Source organism: Xanthomonas sp. NCPPB 901, assembly GCF_056725085.1.
The window spans coordinates 1097296-1115236 of sequence record NZ_CM161511.1; the positions used below are offsets into that span (position 1 = coordinate 1097296).

Annotated in this window: 13 protein-coding genes; 6 read left to right on the top strand and 7 right to left on the bottom strand. The window is 70.4% G+C overall.

The genetic code is table 11. The features are described 5' to 3' along the window. Positions 1–163 precede the first annotated feature (163 nt). Together AC1PME_RS04540 and AC1PME_RS04545 are read right to left on the bottom strand one after the other, a co-directional pair. Positions 164–2809, bottom strand: a complete 2646-nt coding sequence (locus AC1PME_RS04540; protein ID WP_254460483.1) for a hybrid sensor histidine kinase/response regulator — start codon at positions 2807–2809, stop codon at positions 164–166. A 293-nt stretch (positions 2810–3102) separates the two neighbouring features. After that, a complete protein-coding gene (locus AC1PME_RS04545) occupies positions 3103–4275 on the bottom strand; it encodes an OprO/OprP family phosphate-selective porin (RefSeq protein ID WP_481097443.1) in 1173 nt (390 codons plus the stop codon). A 394-nt stretch (positions 4276–4669) separates the two neighbouring features. Here AC1PME_RS04545 and AC1PME_RS04550 point away from each other — a divergent pair, with 394 nt between their 5' ends. Together AC1PME_RS04550 and AC1PME_RS04555 are read left to right on the top strand one after the other, a co-directional pair. Then, positions 4670–6004, top strand: coding sequence for a dicarboxylate/amino acid:cation symporter (locus AC1PME_RS04550; RefSeq protein WP_481097444.1), 1335 nt, complete (start codon positions 4670–4672; stop codon positions 6002–6004). A gap of 149 nt (positions 6005–6153) precedes the next feature. Beyond that, positions 6154–8439 (top strand): NADP-dependent malic enzyme, encoded by a 2286-nt coding sequence (locus tag AC1PME_RS04555; RefSeq protein ID WP_254460486.1) that lies wholly within the window; start codon positions 6154–6156, stop codon positions 8437–8439. Positions 8440–8882: 443 nt separating this feature from the next. Here the strand turns inward: AC1PME_RS04555 and AC1PME_RS04560 are convergent, their stop codons facing one another. Next, positions 8883–9122 carry a helix-turn-helix domain-containing protein gene (locus AC1PME_RS04560; RefSeq protein ID WP_481098069.1) on the bottom strand — a complete coding sequence of 80 codons (240 nt, stop codon included), beginning with the start codon at positions 9120–9122 and terminating at the stop codon, positions 8883–8885. A gap of 201 nt (positions 9123–9323) precedes the next feature. On the opposite strand from AC1PME_RS04560, the gene AC1PME_RS04565 reads away from it, so the two are divergent. From AC1PME_RS04565 to AC1PME_RS04575, 3 genes are read left to right on the top strand one after another with little or no spacing between them, the layout of a single operon-like run. Next, complete coding sequence (locus AC1PME_RS04565; RefSeq protein ID WP_010344507.1) at positions 9324–9521, top strand: zinc-finger domain-containing protein; 198 nt, start codon at positions 9324–9326, stop codon at positions 9519–9521. A 10-nt stretch (positions 9522–9531) separates the two neighbouring features. After that, positions 9532–10644, top strand: coding sequence for a glycosyltransferase (locus AC1PME_RS04570; protein ID WP_481097445.1), 1113 nt, complete (start codon positions 9532–9534; stop codon positions 10642–10644). Continuing rightward, positions 10625–11980, top strand: coding sequence for an O-antigen ligase family protein (locus AC1PME_RS04575; protein WP_481097446.1), 1356 nt, complete (start codon positions 10625–10627; stop codon positions 11978–11980). The genes AC1PME_RS04570 and AC1PME_RS04575 overlap by 20 nt, the downstream gene beginning before the upstream one ends. A 4-nt stretch (positions 11981–11984) precedes the next feature. Here AC1PME_RS04575 and AC1PME_RS04580 read toward each other — a convergent pair whose 3' ends face one another. Then, entirely contained in the window at positions 11985–12926 is a 942-nt protein-coding gene (locus AC1PME_RS04580; protein ID WP_481097447.1) for an LpxL/LpxP family Kdo(2)-lipid IV(A) lauroyl/palmitoleoyl acyltransferase, read from the bottom strand. 105 nt (positions 12927–13031) lie between these two features. Here AC1PME_RS04580 and waaA point away from each other — a divergent pair, with 105 nt between their 5' ends. Continuing rightward, positions 13032–14351: a lipid IV(A) 3-deoxy-D-manno-octulosonic acid transferase gene (gene waaA, locus AC1PME_RS04585; protein WP_481097448.1), complete on the top strand. Its 1320-nt coding sequence runs from the start codon at positions 13032–13034 to the stop codon at positions 14349–14351. Positions 14352–14867: 516 nt separating this feature from the next. On the opposite strand, the gene AC1PME_RS04590 is transcribed toward waaA, so the two are convergent. The 3 genes from AC1PME_RS04590 to AC1PME_RS04600 form a co-directional block, all read right to left on the bottom strand. Beyond that, the gene (locus AC1PME_RS04590) at positions 14868–16235 is read right to left on the bottom strand and encodes a TolC family outer membrane protein (protein ID WP_254460491.1); all 1368 of its coding nucleotides are present in this window, start codon (positions 16233–16235) and stop codon (positions 14868–14870) included. Between the two features lie 18 nt (positions 16236–16253). Next, complete coding sequence (locus AC1PME_RS04595; RefSeq protein ID WP_254460492.1) at positions 16254–16913, bottom strand: protein-L-isoaspartate O-methyltransferase family protein; 660 nt, start codon at positions 16911–16913, stop codon at positions 16254–16256. Between the two features lie 134 nt (positions 16914–17047). Next, positions 17048–17710, bottom strand: coding sequence for a TetR/AcrR family transcriptional regulator (locus AC1PME_RS04600; RefSeq protein ID WP_254460493.1), 663 nt, complete (start codon positions 17708–17710; stop codon positions 17048–17050). Between the last annotated feature and the right edge of the window lie 231 nt (positions 17711–17941).

The following is a 17941-nucleotide window of genomic DNA, read 5'->3' on the forward strand; positions in this document are numbered from 1 at the left end:
TGAGGTCTTGCGTGGCGCTGCGCGCTCCGGATCCTCACCCTAACCCCTCTCCCGGGGGGAGAGGGGCTAGAGCGGGGCTGTTCCCTTCTCCCGCCGGGAGAAGGTGCCCCGCAGGGGCGGATGAGGGTACGGTGGCCAGAGATCCAATCCACAAGCACACGCCTCACCCGCGGCGCAGCAGCATCTGCGTCATCAACGCGCGCAGGGCCGGGGGCCGTACCGGTTTGGCCAGGAAACCCCAGCCGCGTTCCTGCGCCAGCGTGCGCAGCGCCGGATCGGCTTCGGCGGTGATCAGAATCGCCCGCGGCTCGGCCTGCCAGCGTGCGCACAGCTGCGCGAACAGGGTCGGGCCGTCGCAGTCGCCCATGCGCACGTCCAGCAGCACCAGTTCCGGCGCCTGCGCCGGTTGCGCCGCGGCCAGTGCCTGTTCCGGGCCGGCCGCCAGTTCCACCTGGCAGGCCCAGCGCGTGAGCAGGGTGCGGCTGGCCTCGCAGACCCGCGGGTCGTCGTCGATGCACCAGACCCGGCAGCCATGCAGGATCGGGTCGTCGCCGTTGTCGCTGGCCATCGCCGCCGGCGCCTGGCGTTGCGCCGCAGCGGCATCGCCCAGCGGCACGCGCACCGAGAACACGCTGCCGCGGCCCAGCTGCGAGCGCAGGCCGATGCGATGGCCGAGCAGGCGGCCGATGCGCTCCACGATCGCCAGGCCAAGGCCGGCGCCGCGGTCGTTGGCCACGCCGTCGCCGAGCCGGCGGAACTCCTCGAAGATCTCCTGTTGCAGGGCGTCGGGGATGCCCGGCCCCTGGTCGTGGACCTCGATGCGCAGCTGCGTGCCGTCGCGCCGGCAGCCCAGCAGCACGCGCCCGCGCGGGGTGTAGCGCACCGCGTTGGACAGAAAGTTCTGCAGGATGCGCCGCAGCAGGGTCGCGTCGCTGCGGATGGTGGCGCGGGTCGGCACGTAGTCCAGGCGCAGGCCGCGGCCCTCGGCGACGATGCCGAACTCGCGCGCCAGGGTCTGCAGCAGCGGGTCCAGCGCCAGGTCCTGCACCTGCGTCTTCAGCGTGCCGGCCTCCAGCCGCGAGATGTCCAGCAGGCTGTTGAGGATCGCGTCCTGCGCCGCCAGCGCGTTGTCGACGTGGTCGGCGATCTGCCGCGCATCGGCCTCGTGCAGTTTGCCGCGCAGCGCCGAGACGAACATGCGCGCGGCGTTGAGCGGCTGCAGCAGGTCGTGCACCGCCGAGGCCACGAAGCGGGTCTTGTAGCGGTTGGCGTTCTCGGCCTCGCGCTTGGCCTCGGCCAGGTCGCGGGTGCGTTCGGCGACGCGATGCTCCAGCGCGTCGGCCAGCGAGCGCAGTTCGCGCGCGGCGTTCTTGTAGCTGGTGATGTCCGCGTAGCTGGTGACGAAGCCGCCGTCGGGCAGCGGATTGCCGCGGATTTCCAGCACCGTGCCGTCGTCCTTCTCGCTCTCGCGCATGTGCGGGCGGCCGCTGCGCAGGTGGTCCAGGCGGCGCTGGATCGCCGCCTCCACCGGGCCCGGGCCGAGCAGGCCGCGGCGCGCGTTGTAGCGGAACACGTCCTCGATCGGGCGGCCGACCCGAATCAGCTCCGGGGGAAAGCGGAAGATCTCCAGGTAGCGCGAGTTCCACGCCACCAGGCGCAACTGCGCGTCGATGATCACCACGCCCTGCGGCAGGTGCTCCAGGCTGCGGCTGAGGCCGGTGTCGGCCTGTTGCGCGGCCTGCACGATGCCGTCCTGCGCGGTGCGCAGTTCCTGCGCGTGCTGCTGCAGCAGCGACTCCAGTTCGCGCCGGCTGCGCTGGCGCAGCCGCGCCAGGCGCTGGCGCTGCTGGAACAGCAGGCCCAGGAACGACAGCGCCAGCCAGATGCCGGCCGCGGCCAGCGCGGCGCCACGGCCGGCGGCGCGGCTGCCGCCGATATCGTGCAGCAGGTGCAGGCGCCAGCCGCCTTCCGGCAACGCCATGCTCTGCCACAGCAGCGGCGCCGGCTGTGCGGGCATGTCGATGCGCATCACCTGGCTACCGTTGTCCAGCGTCTCCAGCACCCGCCGTTGCGCCGGCAGCAACGTCTGCTGCGCGTACTGGCGGGTGGCCAGCAGTTCGTCGCGCTCGTGCGCGCTGAGCGGCTGCAGTTGCCGGTAGCGCCAGACGTCGCGGCTGGACAGGAACACCACGCCATGGCGGTCGCTGACCAGCACCACGTCGGGCACGCGCAGCCATTCGTGCTCCAGCGCGGCCAGTTCGATCTTGATCACGACCAGCCCGAGCGCGCGTCCGCGCGCATCGAGAATCGCCTGCGAAAGGAAGTAGCCGGGCACGCCGGTGGTCATGCCGATGCCGTAGAAACGGCCCTTGCCCTGCGCCAAGGCCTGCTTCACGTACGGGCGGAAGCTGTAGTCGGCGCCGACGTTGCTGCTGGCCAGGCGCCAGTTGCTGGCGGCCAGGGCCACGCCGTTGGCGTCGATCAGGGTCAGGGTCGAGGAGCGGGTGACGTCGTTGGCGCGTTCCAGCTTCAGGTTCAGCTGCCGCTGCGTGGCCGGGTCCAACGGGTGGGTCAGGGCGTCGCGCAGTTCCGGATCCAGCGCCAGCACCTGCGGCAGGGTGCGGTAGCGGTCGATACGCTGCTGCAGGGTCTGCGCGTACAGCTCCAGTTGCTGGCGCAACTGCACGCTCTCGGCGCGCAGCGCGCGCTGTTCGGCGATGCGCTGCGCCGACAGCATCGCCAGCGCCATGCCGCCGACGATGACGGTCAGCAGCAGGACGAGGCGGCGATGGCGCAGGAGCGAGGGCATGCGGAAGAACGCGGCGGGCGGGGCCGCATCAGCTTAGAGGGTGCGCTGCCGTTTGCGGCATGCGGCGGCGCTGGCCGGTGTCGCTGACCGCTACACGGCAGGAAGCGGCCTGCGGCGGACTCGGGCGGCGATCGCGCCGCGGCGCGTCGCCGGTGCCGACCCGCGGACGCGCCGCGGGCGGCAAGGTCAGGGCGTGCGCTGTCTGTCGGCGCCGTCGCCGGATGTCGCCGCGGTTCGAGGCGCCGCGGCACGCCCCCCGGCCGATCGTGTCGGATCGGCCGGTAGGCGCTGGCTCAGAACTGGACCTGGGCGCGCACGTCCAGCGAGTTCGGCTTGGTGTGCGCGCCGGCGCGCTCGGCATCGGCACGCACGTAGTTGACCTGGAACTTGAAGTGGCTGGTCAGGTACCAGTTGGCGCCGAAGGTCCAGTCGTGCTGGCGGCCGCCGAGCACCGTGCCGTCGTCCAGGTCCAGGCGGCTGTAGCGCGCCAACAGCTCGACCGCACCGTAGGCGTTGGCCGGCTTGATGTTGCCGACGTTGCCGGCGCTGTACGGCCGCGATTCGCCGGTCAGCACGTAGCTGGCGAACACGTACTGGCCGTCGGCGGTGTAGTCGGGGCGGCCGTTGTCGCGGGTCACGTCGGCGCGCAGCGCCTCGCCCTGCATCGAGAACGGGCCCTTGATCCAGATCGCTTCCAGGCCGGTGCGGCGCACCTGGTCGACGTCGACCAGCGTGCCCGAATCGATCAGGCGCACGTCGGTCAGGCCGGCTTCCGGACGCGCGCGGAAGCGCGCGCGCGGGCTGAAGCTGACGTCCAGGCCATTGTGGTAGCCGCGCGGATTCTCCTGCGAGTACGCCAGGCCCAGGTGCAGCACGTCGCCGTCGGCCTTGAACGGGGTCCACACGCCGCGCACCGCCTGGGTGGTGCCGGGGTTGTCGCCCTGCAGGTCCTTGCCGCCGTAGGCGCCGGCCTGCAGCAGGTACTGCGGACGCTCGAAGGTCCACTCCACGCCGGTGCGGCGGCCCTGGTAGATCGCCTGCACCGGCAGCGCCACTTCCAGGAAGCTGTCCGCGCGCGAGCTGGTCACGCCTTCCAGGCCCACCGGCACCTTGATGTAGCCCAGGCGCACCTTGCCGTAGTCGGCGCCGAACAGCGCCTTGGTCTCGAAGCGGAAGAACACGTCCAGCCACAGCTTGGACTGGAAGTCGAAGTACACCATCGCGTCGTATACGCCCTTCTTCTTCAGCGTGGCGCCGAACTCCTTGCGCCGGAACGCGTTGTCGTCCTCCAGGCGGCCGTCGTCGTTGGAGAAGTTGTTCCAGTCGTAGGCGTAGTTGCCGGTCACGGCCAGTTCGGTGCCGTCGTTGAAGGCGACCTTGGTCGGCCAGTTGTCGAAGCCGTTGGCGGCGACGGCGGGAGCGGCGGCGGTCAGGCCCAGCGCAGCGAAGAGAAGGGTGTGGCGCATGATGGAGTCGTCTCGATAAGGAAAGAAGGCGCGGCGGTCCCCGGCCGCGCAGGTGATGCGGTGGTGCGGGCAGTGCGGCGGCGGGCCGCCACGCGAACGGCGATGCCGCCGCGGTGCGGACACGGTGCCGGACGGATACCCCCGCAGGCGATAGCGGACGCGCCCGGCGTTTCTTTACGGCGATGTTGCAGTTCTTGCAGCGCCGTCTCCCCTGAGAACGCGCGCTGCGCTGTGTGACAGCCCGTCCGTGAGCGTACCGCGACACTGTAACCGCGTCGACACGGCCAGGCACCGGGCCTAGTACCAATAGGTTATCTGCTTAGACGCCGGCGACGCGTACAAAGGCAGCATTCCGCGACCCGCGTCGGGTGGGCGGACCGTTCCGGAGCTCTCCATGCATATCCCAACGTCCCCGGTCGGCCACGCGCCGCGGCACTTGCCGTTCTACCGGCAGTTGTACTTCCAGGTGGTCGTCGCCATCGTCATCGGCGCGGTGCTCGGCCACTTCGAGCCGGCGTTCGCCGAGAAGCTCAAGCCGCTGGGCGACGCCTTCATCAAGCTGGTGAAGATGATCATCGCACCGGTGATCTTACTGACCATCGTCACCGGCATCGCCGGCATGACCCACCTGAAGACGGTGGGCCGGGTGTTCGTCAAGGCGATGGTGTACTTCCTGTTCTTCTCCACCCTGGCGCTGGTCGTCGGCATGATCGTCGCGCACGTGGTGCAGCCCGGCGCCGGCATGAACATCAATGCCGCCGACCTGGACCAGAGCGCGGTGCACAGCTACGTGGAGAAGTCGCACGAGCTGACCCTGGTCGGCTTCCTGATGGACATCATCCCGAAGACGCTGCTCAGCCCGTTCGTCGGCGACAACATCCTGCAGGTGCTGTTCGTGGCGGTGCTGTTCGGGGTGTCGCTGGCGATGGTCGGCGAGCGCGGCAAGCCGGTGCTGAACCTGCTGGAGTCGCTGGTGGCGCCGGTGTTCAAGCTGGTGCACATCCTGATGAAGGCCGCGCCGATCGGCGCGTTCGGCGCCATCGCCTTCACCATCGGTAAGTACGGCGTGGAGTCGCTGGTCAACCTGGCCTGGCTGGTGGGTTCGTTTTACTTGACCTCGCTGTTGTTCGTGCTGGTGATCCTGGGCGCGGTGTCGCGTCTGTGCGGTTTCTCCATCCTCAAGCTGATCCGCTACCTCAAGGCGGAGCTGCTGCTGGTGCTGGGCACGTCGTCGTCCGAATCGGCGCTGCCGTCGCTGATGGAGAAGATGGAGCGTGCCGGCTGCAGCAAGTCGGTGGTCGGCCTGGTGGTGCCCACCGGTTATTCGTTCAACCTCGACGGCACCAACATCTACATGACCCTGGCGGCGCTGTTCATCGCCCAGGCCACCAACACCGAACTCACCCTCGGCCACCAGATCGCGCTGCTGCTGGTGGCGATGCTCAGCTCCAAGGGCGCGGCCGGCGTGACCGGCGCCGGCTTCATCACCCTGGCGGCGACGCTGGCAGTGGTGCCGGAAGTGCCGGTGGCCGGCATGGCGTTGATCCTGGGTGTGGACCGCTTCATGAGCGAATGCCGCTCGTTGACCAACTTCATCGGCAACGCGGTGGCCACCGTGGTGGTCTCGCGCTGGGAGAACGCGCTGGATCGTGATCGCCTGCGCCTGACGCTCGATGGCGGCGAAAGCCCGCTGCCGGTGGTGGCCACGGAACCCTCCGCGATCCGCTGATCCGTTGCCCCTTGCGACGCGCCGGCAGTGCCGGCGCGTCGCGTTTTTCCCGGCGTACAAGGACGTGGCGACAGCCGCCAGACAGGACCGCACCTGCGCCTGGGGGTAGAATTCCGGGCCTCCGCGCCTTTCGACAAAAGAAGCCCTCGATGTCAAACGACGATTTCAAACAGGCCGCTCTCGATTACCACCGCCAGCAGCCGCCGGGCAAGATCAAGGTCTCCGCGACCAAGCCGATGCTGACCCAGCGCGACCTCTCCCTGGCCTATTCGCCGGGCGTGGCCTTCGCCTGCGAGGCCATCGTCGCCGACCCGAAACAGGCCAGCGAACTGACCGCGCGCGGCAACCTGGTGGCGGTGATCAGCAACGGCACCGCGGTGCTGGGCCTGGGCAACATCGGCCCGCTGGCGTCCAAGCCGGTGATGGAAGGCAAGGGCGTGCTGTTCCAGAAGTTCGCCGGCATCGACGTGTTCGACATCGAGATCAACGAGAACGATCCGGACAAGCTGGTCGACATCATCGCCAGCCTGGAGCCGACCTTCGGCGGCATCAACCTGGAAGACATCAAGGCGCCGGAGTGCTTCATCGTCGAGCGCAAGCTGCGCGAGCGCATGAACATCCCGGTGTTCCACGACGACCAGCACGGCACCGCGATCATCGTCGGCGCGGCCGTGCTCAACGCGCTGGTGGTCACCGGCAAGAAGATCGAAGAGGTCAAGCTGGCCACCACCGGCATGGGCGCGGCCGGCATCTCCTGCGTCAACATGCTGGTGTCGCTGGGCCTGAAGCCGGAGAACATCCTGGCCCTGGACCGCGACGGCGTGATCCACACCGGCCGCACCGACCTGGACCCGGACAAGGCGCGCTACGCCCGCGACACCGACAAGCGCACCCTGGCCGAGATCGTCGAGGGCGCGGACATCTTCCTGGGCCTGTCGGCCGCGGGCATCCTCAAGCCGGAGATGGTGGCGACGATGGCGCCGCAGCCGGTGATCTTCGCCCTGGCCAATCCCAATCCCGAGATCACCCCGGAGGCGGCCAAGGCGGTGCGCCCGGACGCGATCATCGGCACCGGCCGTTCGGACTATCCGAACCAGATCAACAACGTGCTGTGCTTCCCGTACCTGTTCCGCGGCGCCATCGACGTCGGCGCCACCGGCATCAACGAAGAGATGAAGGTCGCCTGCGTCAAGGCGATCGCGGCGATGGCGCGGCGCGAGGCCTCGGACCTGGGCGCGGCCTACGGCGGCGAGACGCCGAGTTTCGGCCCCGACTACCTGATCCCGCGGCCGCTGGATCCGCGCCTGCTGGTCGAACTGTCCTCGGCGGTGGCGCAGGCGGCGATGGACTCGGGCGTGGCCACGCGGCCGATCGCCGACATGGAGGCCTACCGCGACAAGCTCAGCCAGTTCGTCTACCGCACCAGCCTGATGATGAAGCCGGTGTACGACCGCGCCCGCGCCGACAAGCAGCGCGTGGTCTACGCCGAGGGCGAAGAAGAGGTGGTGCTGCGCGCGGTGCAGAGCGTGATCGACGAAGGCCTGGCGTTCCCGATCCTGATCGGCCGCCCCGACGTGATCGAGGCGCGCATCCAGCGCCTGGGCCTGCGCATCACCGCCGGCGTGGATTTCGAGATCACCAACATCCACGACGACCCGCGCTTCAACGACTACTGGCAGTACTACCACGCGCTCACCGAGCGCCGCGGCGTCACCGTCACCGCCGCCAAGGAGCTGATGCGCTCGCGGCCCACGCTGATCGCGGCGGTGATGGTCGCGCGCGGCGAAGCCGATGCGCTGCTCACCGGCGTGGTCGGGCGCTTCCACAAGAAGCTCGGCTATGCGCGCAGCGTGATCCCGCTGGAGTCGCGGGTCAGTTCGACCTCGGCGATGACCGGGGTGATCAACCAGCAGGGCGCGTTCTTCTTCGTCGACACCCACGTGCAGGAAGATCCGAGCGTGGAGCAGATCGTCGAAGCCACGCTGCAGGCCGCCTATCGCCTGAAGCTGTTCGGCATCGAGCCGAACATCGCGCTGCTGTCGCACTCCAATTTCGGCAGCCACGATTCGCGCGATGCGCTGAAGATGCGCCAGGTGCGCGAGGCGCTGCTCAAGCGCAAGCCCGAGCTCAACATCGACGGCGAGATGCAGGGCGACACCGCGTGGGACGAGGCGCTGCGCAAGCAGATCATGCCCAACAGCACGCTGAAGGGCCGCGCCAACCTGTTCGTGCTGCCGAACCTGGAAGCGGCCAACATCGCCTACAACCTGGTGCGCGTGTTCACCGACGGCGTGGCGATCGGCCCGATCCTGATGGGCATCTCCAAGCCGGTGCACATCCTGACCACCAGCGCCACCTCGCGCCGGGTGATGAACATGACCGCGATCGCCGCGGTCGATGCGCAGATCCGCAAGCAGCGCGAAGCGGAGAAGTAAGCCGCCGCGTCGGCGCCGCACACGGCGGCGCCGGCATGCATCTGCGCGCACCGGCGGCAGCGCCGGTGGCGCCCAGCGTCGATGTGCATGTGCGCTGCCGCCGCCGCGGCGGCAGCATGGCGCGTGCGACGACGCACGAAGCGCCGGCAGGCATGCACATCACAGGGGATTTCTTGCGCGGAAACGCCCGCAGCGGCGCGCACAACGGGATCGGAGCGTGGGCGGCAGGGCGCCAGAGGCCTGGTCGGCGCTATGCGCGCGTCCGGGCCGTGCCGGGTCGGTCGGCCAGGGAGGCAAAGCGAAAGGGGTGACTGAAAACGCTTTCATGCGCGGGCGACAGCATGTGTCGCAGTGCCACTTGCATGATGCCGCGCGCGGCCGGCACGGAGGCCGCGCGAGGGGAGGCCAGGCACGAGGACGGCGCCCGCGGCGCCGCGCCGCGTTCAGGCCATGCGCTTGCCCACCGGCAACGGCAGGCTGTCGCTATCGTTCTGGTTCAGCTTGGACGGCTTGCCGGTCAGCAGCACATAGGCATCGACGCCAGTAAGTTCGGCGATCTTCAGCAAATGCCGGGCATTGGGAACCGAACGGTTGTTCTCCCGGTGACCGAGAGTGCTATGCGCCACGCCCAGCAAGGCGGCAAGCTCGCGCAGTGTGAAACCGGCATTTCGCCGCGCCTGCATCAAACGCACACCTATATCCACGAGACACCTCAAAGCGGCATGTTGGCACCGCGTGACACCAGCATAGTGTTGCGTTCGCCCTGCATCAAGCGGATAAGAACGCCGTGTGAAAGAAGCGCGTCGCGGCGGCCGCCGGGACTGCGTCCGGCACCGGGACAGGCTGCTAGAATCGCCTGTCCCCTTCGCCGTGTCCCCACCGCCATGAGCCATACCGCCACCGCGCCCGCCAATGCCCAGACGCGCTACGAGGTGCGCCGCGCCGACCTGCCGCTGAGCTGCCCGACGCCGGAGATGGCGCTGTGGAACTCGCATCCGCGGGTCTACCTGCCGATCGAGGACGAGCCCGGCCTCGAAGCCAAGTGCCCGTACTGCGGCGCGGTCTTCGTGCTGGTCGACTGATCCGGGTTCGATGCACCGCCTGACCGTGGTGCAGCTGCTGCCGGCGCTGGAGTCCGGCGGCGTCGAGCGCTCCACGCTGGAAATCGCTCAGGCCCTGGTCGACGCCGGGCATCGCGCCGTGGTGGTCTCGGCCGGCGGCCGGCTGTTGCCGGCGCTGGCCGCCACCGGTGCCGAGCACATCGCCCTGGACATCGGCCGCAAATCCTTGCTGACCCTGCGCCACGTGCCGGCGCTGCGGCGCCTGTTCGCGCGCGAGCGCGCCGACATCGTGCACGCACGCTCGCGGCTGCCGGCCTGGTTGGGTTGGCGCGCCCTGCAGGGCATGCCGGCTGGCCAGCGGCCGCGCCTGGTGACCACCGTGCACGGGCTCAATTCGCCCAGCCGTTACAGCGCGGTGATGACCCGCGGCGAGCGGGTGATCTGCGTGTCCGAGACGGTGCGCGCCTACGTGCTGCAGCACTATCCGCAGACCGATCCGGCGCGCCTGCGGGTGGTGCCGCGCGGCATCGATCCGGCGCAGTTCCCGCGCCGTGCCTGGCCCGATCCGGCGGCGCGGGCCTGGGCCGCCGGCCAGGCGCCGGCGCTGGCCGGGAGTGGGCCGCTGCTGTTGCTGCCCGGGCGCGGCACCCGCCTGAAGGGCCACGCCGACGCGCTGCGCCTGTTGGCGGCGCTGCGCGGCGAGGGCCACGACGCGCGGCTGTGGCTGCCGGGCGCGCGCGAGGCCGGGCGCGAGGCCTACGTGCGCGAACTGGAGACCGAGGCGGCCGCGCTTGGCGTGGCCGACGCGGTGGCGTTCACCCCGCCGACCGCGCGCATCGCCGAGGCCTACGCCGCCAGCGATCTGGTGCTGCAGCTCTCGCGCAAGCCCGAGGCGTTCGGCCGCACCGTGGTCGAGGCGCTGGCGGTCGGCCGGCCGGTCCTGGGCTGGGCGCATGGCGGGGTCGGCGAACTGCTGGCGCAACTGCAGCCGGCCGGCGCGGTGGCGCCCTTCGATGCCGCGGCCCTGCTGGCCGCCGCACGCGCGCTGCTGGCGCAACCACCGGCGCCGCCGGCGACGCTTCCCTATACGCTGCAGGCGATGCAGCGCAGCACCCTGGCGATCTATGACGAACTCCACCCCTGACGGTTCCCTGTCCGCTTCCGCCCCGCCCGAGGTCCGCGAGCGCTGGGCGCCGGTCTGGGTGCTGCTGTTCGTTGCGCTGTGGCCGGCGCCGGGCCTGGCCGCCGGGGTGCTGGCGCTGGGCGCGCTGGTCACCCTGGCGCGCTTGCTGCACAGCCGCTTCCGCGGCGGCGCGCGCCTGCTCAGCGGCCCGGCCTGGGCGCTGACCACGCTGCTGTTCCTGGCCTACTGGCTGCCGCAGCCGCTGTCGGCGCTGGGCGCGGTGGACGTGCCGCTGGCCCTGCGCGAATCGGCGGTGGACCTGCGCTTCCTGCCGTTCCTGTGGCTGGTGGCGATGGCGGTGGCGACGCCGCGCGGGCGCCGCATCACCTTCAACGGCCTGGCGGTGATCGCGGCGCTCTGGACCGCGGACGCGCTGGCGCAGGCGCTGTGCGGCACCAGCCCGCTGTTCTGGTCGATGGACCAGTTGAAGTGGGCGATCAGCCACCATGGCCTGTGCACGCCGCAGGAGATCGCCCTGGCCGATCGCCTGAGCGGCGTGTTCGGCCCCTGCAACCTGAAGTTCGGCCAGGTGCTGGCCAGCGTGTCGCCGTTCCTGCTGTGGGTGGCCGCGCGCCGTGGCGGCGCCTGGGGCTGGCTGTTCGCGGCCGGCGCGGTGGGCGTGGTGCTGGTGCTGGCGGGATCGCGCGCCTCATGGGTGACCTACGCGGTGCTGCTGGTGCTGTCGGGCTGGCGCCTGCTTGGTGCGCGCAAGCTGCTGGGGCTGGGCCTGGTGGGGCTGCTGGTGGCCGCGGGGCTGGGGGTGGTGTCGCCGCAGGTGCACGACCGCTTCGAACGCACCGCGCGCGCGCTCAGCGGGCATCCGGCCGACCTCAACGCGGCGCTGACCGGGCGCGCGCAGATCTGGACCGCGGCCTGGTGCATGATCCGCCAGCATCCGATCAACGGCGTCGGCGTGCGCGGCTTCCGCGAGGCCTACATCAGTTGCGACCCGGACCCGACCCATGCCGGGGAGTGGGGCCGCGAGCCGGCCTTCCACGCCCACCAGATCGTGCTCGAGGTGCTCGCCGAGACCGGCGTGATCGGCCTGCTGCTGTGGCTGGCCGGGGCGGCGCAGGCGTGGCGCGCCTGGCGCTACGCGTCGGCGCAGGCGCGCGAACGCGCGCGGCCGGCCATGCAGGCGCTGCTGATCACGGTGTTCCCGTTCAACACCCACTTGGCGTTCTATTCGTCGTTCTGGGGCGGGCTGACCATGCTGCTGCTCGGCCTGTATGCCGGCGCCCTGCTGGCGAACGACCCCGAGCCGGGCGAGCGCGCCGACGCCGCGGCGCCGGGCTGAGCGTTCAGCCGCGCTCGTAGAAGTCGCTGCGGCCGCCGGGCTGGCGCTTGAAGCGGCGGTGGATCCACAGATACTGCGCCGGCGCCTCGCGCACCATCGCCTCGATGGCGGCGTTGACCCGCGCGGTGTCGGCGACCATGTCCTCCGACGGGAAGTCCTCCAGCGGCGGTGCGATGCGCAGGATGTAGTCGGCGCCTTCGCGGCGGTGGAAGTACGGCACCACCGCGCAGCCGGTCAGCCGCGCCAACTGGTGGGTGGCGGTGATGGTGGCCGCGGGCATGCCGAAGAACGGCACGAACACCGTGTCCTTGCCGCGCATGTCCTGGTCCGGGGCGTACCACAGGAACCCGCCGCGCTTGAGGTGGCGCACGCTGCCGCGCAGGTCCTCGTTGGCGAACATGGCGCTGGCGTAGCGCAGGCGGCCGCGCTTGACCGCCCATTCGAACACCGGATTGCGGTGGCGCCGGTACATGCCGGCCAGCGGCACGTACTGGCACAGCAGGCGGCCGCAGATCTCCAGGGTCATGAAGTGGCCCGACACCAGCAGCACGCCGCGGCCTTGCGCCTGCAGCGCCTGCAGGTGTTCCAGGCCCTCGATGCGGGTCCGCCGGCGAATCGCGCCGATGCCGCCCCACCAGGCGCGGGCGAACTCGAACACGCCCACGCCCAGCGCATCGAAGCTGTCGCGCAGCAGGCGCGCGCGCCATGCCGGGCTCTGCTCCGGGAAGCACAGCGCCAGGTTCACCTCGGCGGCGTGGCGGCGGGTGCGCGCCAGGCGCAGCGCCAGCCAGCCGATGCCGCGGCCCAGTGCGCGCTGCAACAGCCAGGGCAGGCGTGCGGCGATCACCGCCAGGCCGAGCAACAGCCAGGTGGGCCAGTGGCGGGGCGAGCGGGGCGGCGGTGCGGCCTGGGTGGCGGACGCGGGCGGAGTGGGGGCAGCAGACATGCCGCAAGTTTAGCCGGGCACGCGCACGACCGCGTCGGCGCGCACGCCGTGGCGTGCCTGGCGATCGTCTGCCGCCGGCCGCGCGCAACCGGCTATGCTGTCCGGATGCGCAACGATTTCATCGAGCGGCTGCTGCGCGGCCTGTACTCGGCCGTGCTCTATCTGCTGCTGCCGGTCACCGTCTATCACCTGGTCTGGCGCGGCTTCCGCGTGCGCCAGTACTTCCAGCGCTGGGACGAGCGCTATGCCTCGTACTCGCAGGCGCGCGGCCGCCCGCGGGTGTGGCTGCACGCGGTCTCGGTGGGCGAGGTCAACGTCGCCGCGCCGGTGGTCAATGCGCTGCGCGCGCAGCGCCCGGACATCCGCTGGGTGATCACCACCATCACCCCGACCGGCTCGGAGCGGGTGCGCGCGCTGTGGGGCGACGCCCTGGACCATGTGTATCTGCCCTACGACGTGCCCGGCAGCGTCGGCCGCTTTCTGCAGCATTTCCGCCCCAGCCTGGCGCTGATCCTGGAGACCGAGTTGTGGCCGAACATGCTGTTCGGCTGCCGCGACCGCGGCATTCCGGTGTACGTGCTCAATGCGCGGCTGTCGGCGCGCTCGCTGCGCGGCTACCGGGTGCTGCGGCCGTTGATCGGGCGCGCGCTGCGCACCGTCACCTGCGTGGCGGCGCAGTCGCAGGAGGATGCCGAGCGCTTCGTCGCACTGGGCGCGCGCGCCGACCAGGTGCGCGCGCTGGGCAACCTGAAGTTCGACATCGCCGCGCCCGCGCATCTGCCGGAGGTGGTCGCCGCGTTCCGCGCGCGCGTGCCGGCGGCGCGTCCGGTCTGGATCGCCGCCAGCACCCACGACGGCGAGGAAGCGGCGGTGATCGAGATGCACCGGCAACTGCGCCGTCAGTGGCCGGACCTGCTGCTGTTGTGGGCGCCGCGGCATCCGGAACGCTTCGCCAAGGTCGAGGCGCTGGCGCGCGACCAGGGCTGGCGCGTGGCCACGCGTCGCCAGCAGGAGTGGCCCGACAGCGACGATGCGGTGTTCGTGATCGATACGCTGGGCGAGCTGATGGGGTTCTATGCCTGCGCGCAGGTGGCCTTCGTCGGCGGCAGCCTGCAGCCGATCGGCGGCCACAACCTGCTGGAGCCGGCCGCGGTCGGCACGCCGTCGGTCACCGGCCCGCACCTGCACAACTTCTCCGAAATCTCGCGGCGCATGCGCGAGGCCGGCGCGGTGGCCATCTGCGAGGATGCCGGCGCCGTGTGCGCGGCGCTGCAGACCCTGTTGGCCGACGCCGAGGCGCGCAAGCGCATGGCCGAGGCCGGCTGCGCCCTGGTCGCGAACGGCCGCGGCGCGCTGCAGCGGACCTTGCAACTGATCGCCCCGCATCTGCCGCCATTGGCGGATGGCGCGAGCGTGGAGGAGTAGCGCGCCGGCGCGTCGAGAGGTACGCGCCTGGAGGGACGCCTGCCGACGTGCAGAAGCCCCCGCGTGGGAGCGACTTCAGTCGCGACGCATGACACGCTCCGTGCGCCCATTCCGTCCATTCCATCGCGCAGCGCGTCGGGACTGAAGTCCCTCCCACAGGGAGCTTCCGGATCACTGCGCCATTGCAGAGGATGGCGTTCGCTGCGTCATATGGTTTGGTCCGACACCGCACGCCACATGGTGTGCGATGTGCACACGTGTAGGAGCGGCTTCAGCCGCGACGAGGCGTTATCGGTAGCGCGTCGTCGTGGCTGAAGCCGATCTACGAATGACATTCGTCGTTCCTCGAGGTGCCGTCCAATTCGCGACGCACGGCAAGCGCCGTCCCTCTCATCCATCGCGCAGCGCGTCGGGACTGAAGTCCCTCCCACAGGGGGCTTCCACGACGCCTGACCCAAAACAACAACGGCGGACCCGAAGGCCCGCCGTTCTGGTGGCAAGCGCGTGTGCGTGCGCTTACTGCGTGCTGTTGGCCGAGTTGAGCTTGGATTCGGCGCTCTGGGTCAGCAGCGCGTTGATCGACTGCACCTCGGCCACGTCCAGCGAGCCGAGCGCCTGGCTCAGCAGCAGGCGGTTCTGCAGGAAGTTGTAGCGCGCCTGCGCATAGGCCAGCTGCGCCTGGTACAGGGTGCGCTGGTTCTGCACCACGTCCAGCACGGTGCGGGTACCCACTTCCAAGCCGACCTGCGAGGCGTCGAACGCGGCCTGCGCCGAGACCACCGCCAGGCGCCGCGCCTCGATCTCGCTGATCCCGGCCACCACCGTCTGGTAGGCGTTGCGGGTGTTGCGGTCGAGCGCGCGCTTCTGCTGTTCGTAGGTGTCCTGGGCGATGTCGCGCTGCGCCAGGGCCTGGCGCACGGCCGACTGGGTGGCGCCGCCGGCGAAGATCGGGATGTTCAAGGTCAGGCCGATGGTGTTGCTGTCGGCGCGCGGGGTGCTGCCGCTGCCGGAGACGCTGTCGCCCCAGTTCGCGTCGCGGCCGGCGCTGGCCGACAGGTTCAGCGTCGGCAGGTGCCCGGCGCGTGCCGCCGACACGCTGGCCTCGGCCGCCTGCACCTGGTACTGGTAGGAACGCAGCGACGGGTTCTTGTCCAGCGCCGAGGCGATCAGGCTGTCGATGTCGCCGCCGGTGGCCGGCAACTGCGGACGGAAATCCTCCGGCAGGCCGCGCAGGTCGCGCACCGGCTGGCCGGTGATCTCGGTCAGCGCCTGGTACAGGTCCTGCAGCGAGTTGCGCGCGGTGATCGTGTCGGCGCGGGCCTGGTCGTACTCGGCGCGGGCTTCGTGCACGTCGGTGATCGGCGCCAGGCCCACTTCCAGGCGCTTGTCGGCGTAGTCGAACTGCTTCTTGGCGGCGGCTTCGTTGGTCTCGGCGGCGACCAGCGACTCGATCGCCACCAGCACGTTGAAGTAGGCCGCCGAGGTGCGCACGATCAGGTCGTCGTTGGCCGAATCCAGGGTGTAGTCGGCGGCCAGGCTGCGCGCCTTCTGCGCGCGCAGGTTGGAAAACTGCGCGAAGTTGACCAGGGTCTGCTGACCCTGCACGGCGTAGCTGCGGCTCTTGCTGGTGCCGGCCAGTTCGCCGCCGCCGCGCTCGACCTCGCTATGGCTGCGCTGCAGCGAGGCGCTGCCGTTGATCTGCGGCAGCAGCGCGGCGCGCGCCTGCACCTCGCCTTCCTTGTCGTACAGCCGGGTCGATTCCGCGGAGGCCAACTGCGGGTCGCTGTTGCGGGCCATTTCGTAGACTTGCAGCAGGTCCGTGGCGTTGGCGGCCAGCGGAAACAGCGCGGCGGCCAGCGCCAGGACGAGGGATCGGCGGATCATTGCGGCTTCCTTGATGGATCAGAATGTGAACTGGGGGACTGGCGCTGCGCCTCGCAGGTAGTACGCCAGGTCGGTTTCGAAGAGCGATTCGGTGCGCGGCGCGCCGGCCTCGGCATGCACCAGTACCGCTTCCATGACCGGCGCGCGGCCGCGGATCGCGAACAGGCGTCCGCCGGGGCGCAGCCAGGCCAGGAACTGGGCCGGGATCTCGGTGACCGCGGCGGTGACGCAGACCACGTCGAAGCGGCGCTCGCTGTTCCAGGCGAAGGCGTCGGCGGTCTCGATGCGGACGTTGCTGCCCAGGCCGGCGGCGTCCAGGTTGGCGCGCGCGGTGGCGGCCAGCGCCGGCTCGATCTCCAGGCTGACCACTTCGCGGCCGAGTTCGCCCAGGCAGGCGCTGACGAAGCCGCTGCCGGTGCCGATCTCCAGCACGTCCTCGCCCGGCTGCAGGTCCAGGGCCTGCAGCATGCGGCCTTCGATGACCGGCTTCATCATGTACTGGCCGTGGCCCAGCGGAATCTCCAGGTCGGCGTAGGCCACGGCGCGGTGGGCCGGCGGCACGAAGGTCTCGCGCGGCAGCCGCGACAGCACGTCGAGCACGCGCAGGTCGAGCACGTCCCAGGGACGGACCTGCTGTTCCACCATCTTTTCGCGGGCTTGGGAGTAGTCGATCGTCATTTCGGGCATCCAACGCGGAGGGCCGGGCATTTTAGCCGGCACGGAGGCCGGGCGTATGCCGCAGCATCGCCGCCGGACGGTCCGGCGCGCAGTGCCGGAAGTCATCGGCCAGCGCGGACGGCCCCGCGGCCGGACTAGCGCACCGCATAGGCACGCAGGAAGAAGTCGATGCTGGCCTCGACGTGGGCGCGGATCCGGTCCTGGCCGGCGTCGCGGCACAGGCCGCACATCATCAGCGAATACAGCTCGCCCTTGACCAGGCAGAAGAACTGCGAGGCGGCCAGGTCCAGGTCGGCGATGTCCAGCGCGCCGGCGGCGACGTGGGCCTGCAGCAACTGCGCCAGGTGCTGCTGGGTGCGCTTGGGTCCGGCATTCCAGAACATCTCGCGGACGTGGTCGTCGCCGGTGCCGGGGGTCAGCATCATGCGGTGGGTGGCCATCGCCGCCTCGCTGCTGATCATGGCGAAGAAGGCCTGGCCGATCTCCACCAACTGGGTGCGCAGCGGCCCCTTCAGCGCGTGCCCGAACAGATCGTCCGGCAGCAGCGCCTGGCATTGCGCGCGCACGGCCTCGGCGAACAGGGTCTCCTTGTCGCCGTAGTGGCTGTAGACGGTGAGCTTGGAAACGCCGGCGCGGGCGGCGATGCCGTCCATGCTGACCCCGCCGAAGCCGAGTTCGGTGAACATCTCCCGTGCCGCCTCCAGAATGGCGGCGCGTTTGCCCATGTCCTTGGGGCGGCCGGGCCCGGCGGGGCGCGAGGAGGATTTGGCGGAGGCGGCGGGCGATTTGCTGACCATGGTGGCAATACTAGACCAGTCGGTTCGATATTTATACTAGACCCGTTGGTTCATTATTGTGACGCTGCGTTCGGCTTGCGTCTTCCGTCGCGTCCGAGGAGCGGCGAGCCGGAAATCGCGAAGGGGCGGTGCAGTCGCCCGGGGCGTCAGGAACTCCCTGACATCGGCGGCGAACAGGCGGTGATAGATTAGCCATCTGCCCACAGGGGGTTGCCGCGCGCCGTTGTCGGT

Bases quoted from the DNA above. Each gene is read 5' to 3' on its own strand.
- AC1PME_RS04540 (WP_254460483.1), bottom strand. From the start codon at position 2,809: ATGCCCTCGCTCCTGCGCCATCGCCGCCTCGTCCTGCTGCTGACCGTC.
- AC1PME_RS04545 (WP_481097443.1), bottom strand. From the start codon at position 4,275: ATGCGCCACACCCTTCTCTTCGCTGCGCTGGGCCTGACCGCCGCCGCT.
- AC1PME_RS04550 (WP_481097444.1), top strand. From the start codon at position 4,670: ATGCATATCCCAACGTCCCCGGTCGGCCACGCGCCGCGGCACTTGCCG.
- AC1PME_RS04555 (WP_254460486.1), top strand. From the start codon at position 6,154: ATGTCAAACGACGATTTCAAACAGGCCGCTCTCGATTACCACCGCCAG.
- AC1PME_RS04560 (WP_481098069.1), bottom strand. From the start codon at position 9,122: ATGCAGGCGCGGCGAAATGCCGGTTTCACACTGCGCGAGCTTGCCGCC.
- AC1PME_RS04565 (WP_010344507.1), top strand. From the start codon at position 9,324: ATGAGCCATACCGCCACCGCGCCCGCCAATGCCCAGACGCGCTACGAG.
- AC1PME_RS04570 (WP_481097445.1), top strand. From the start codon at position 9,532: ATGCACCGCCTGACCGTGGTGCAGCTGCTGCCGGCGCTGGAGTCCGGC.
- AC1PME_RS04575 (WP_481097446.1), top strand. From the start codon at position 10,625: ATGACGAACTCCACCCCTGACGGTTCCCTGTCCGCTTCCGCCCCGCCC.
- AC1PME_RS04580 (WP_481097447.1), bottom strand. From the start codon at position 12,926: ATGTCTGCTGCCCCCACTCCGCCCGCGTCCGCCACCCAGGCCGCACCG.
- waaA (WP_481097448.1), top strand. From the start codon at position 13,032: ATGCGCAACGATTTCATCGAGCGGCTGCTGCGCGGCCTGTACTCGGCC.
- AC1PME_RS04590 (WP_254460491.1), bottom strand. From the start codon at position 16,235: ATGATCCGCCGATCCCTCGTCCTGGCGCTGGCCGCCGCGCTGTTTCCG.
- AC1PME_RS04595 (WP_254460492.1), bottom strand. From the start codon at position 16,913: ATGACGATCGACTACTCCCAAGCCCGCGAAAAGATGGTGGAACAGCAG.
- AC1PME_RS04600 (WP_254460493.1), bottom strand. From the start codon at position 17,710: ATGGTCAGCAAATCGCCCGCCGCCTCCGCCAAATCCTCCTCGCGCCCC.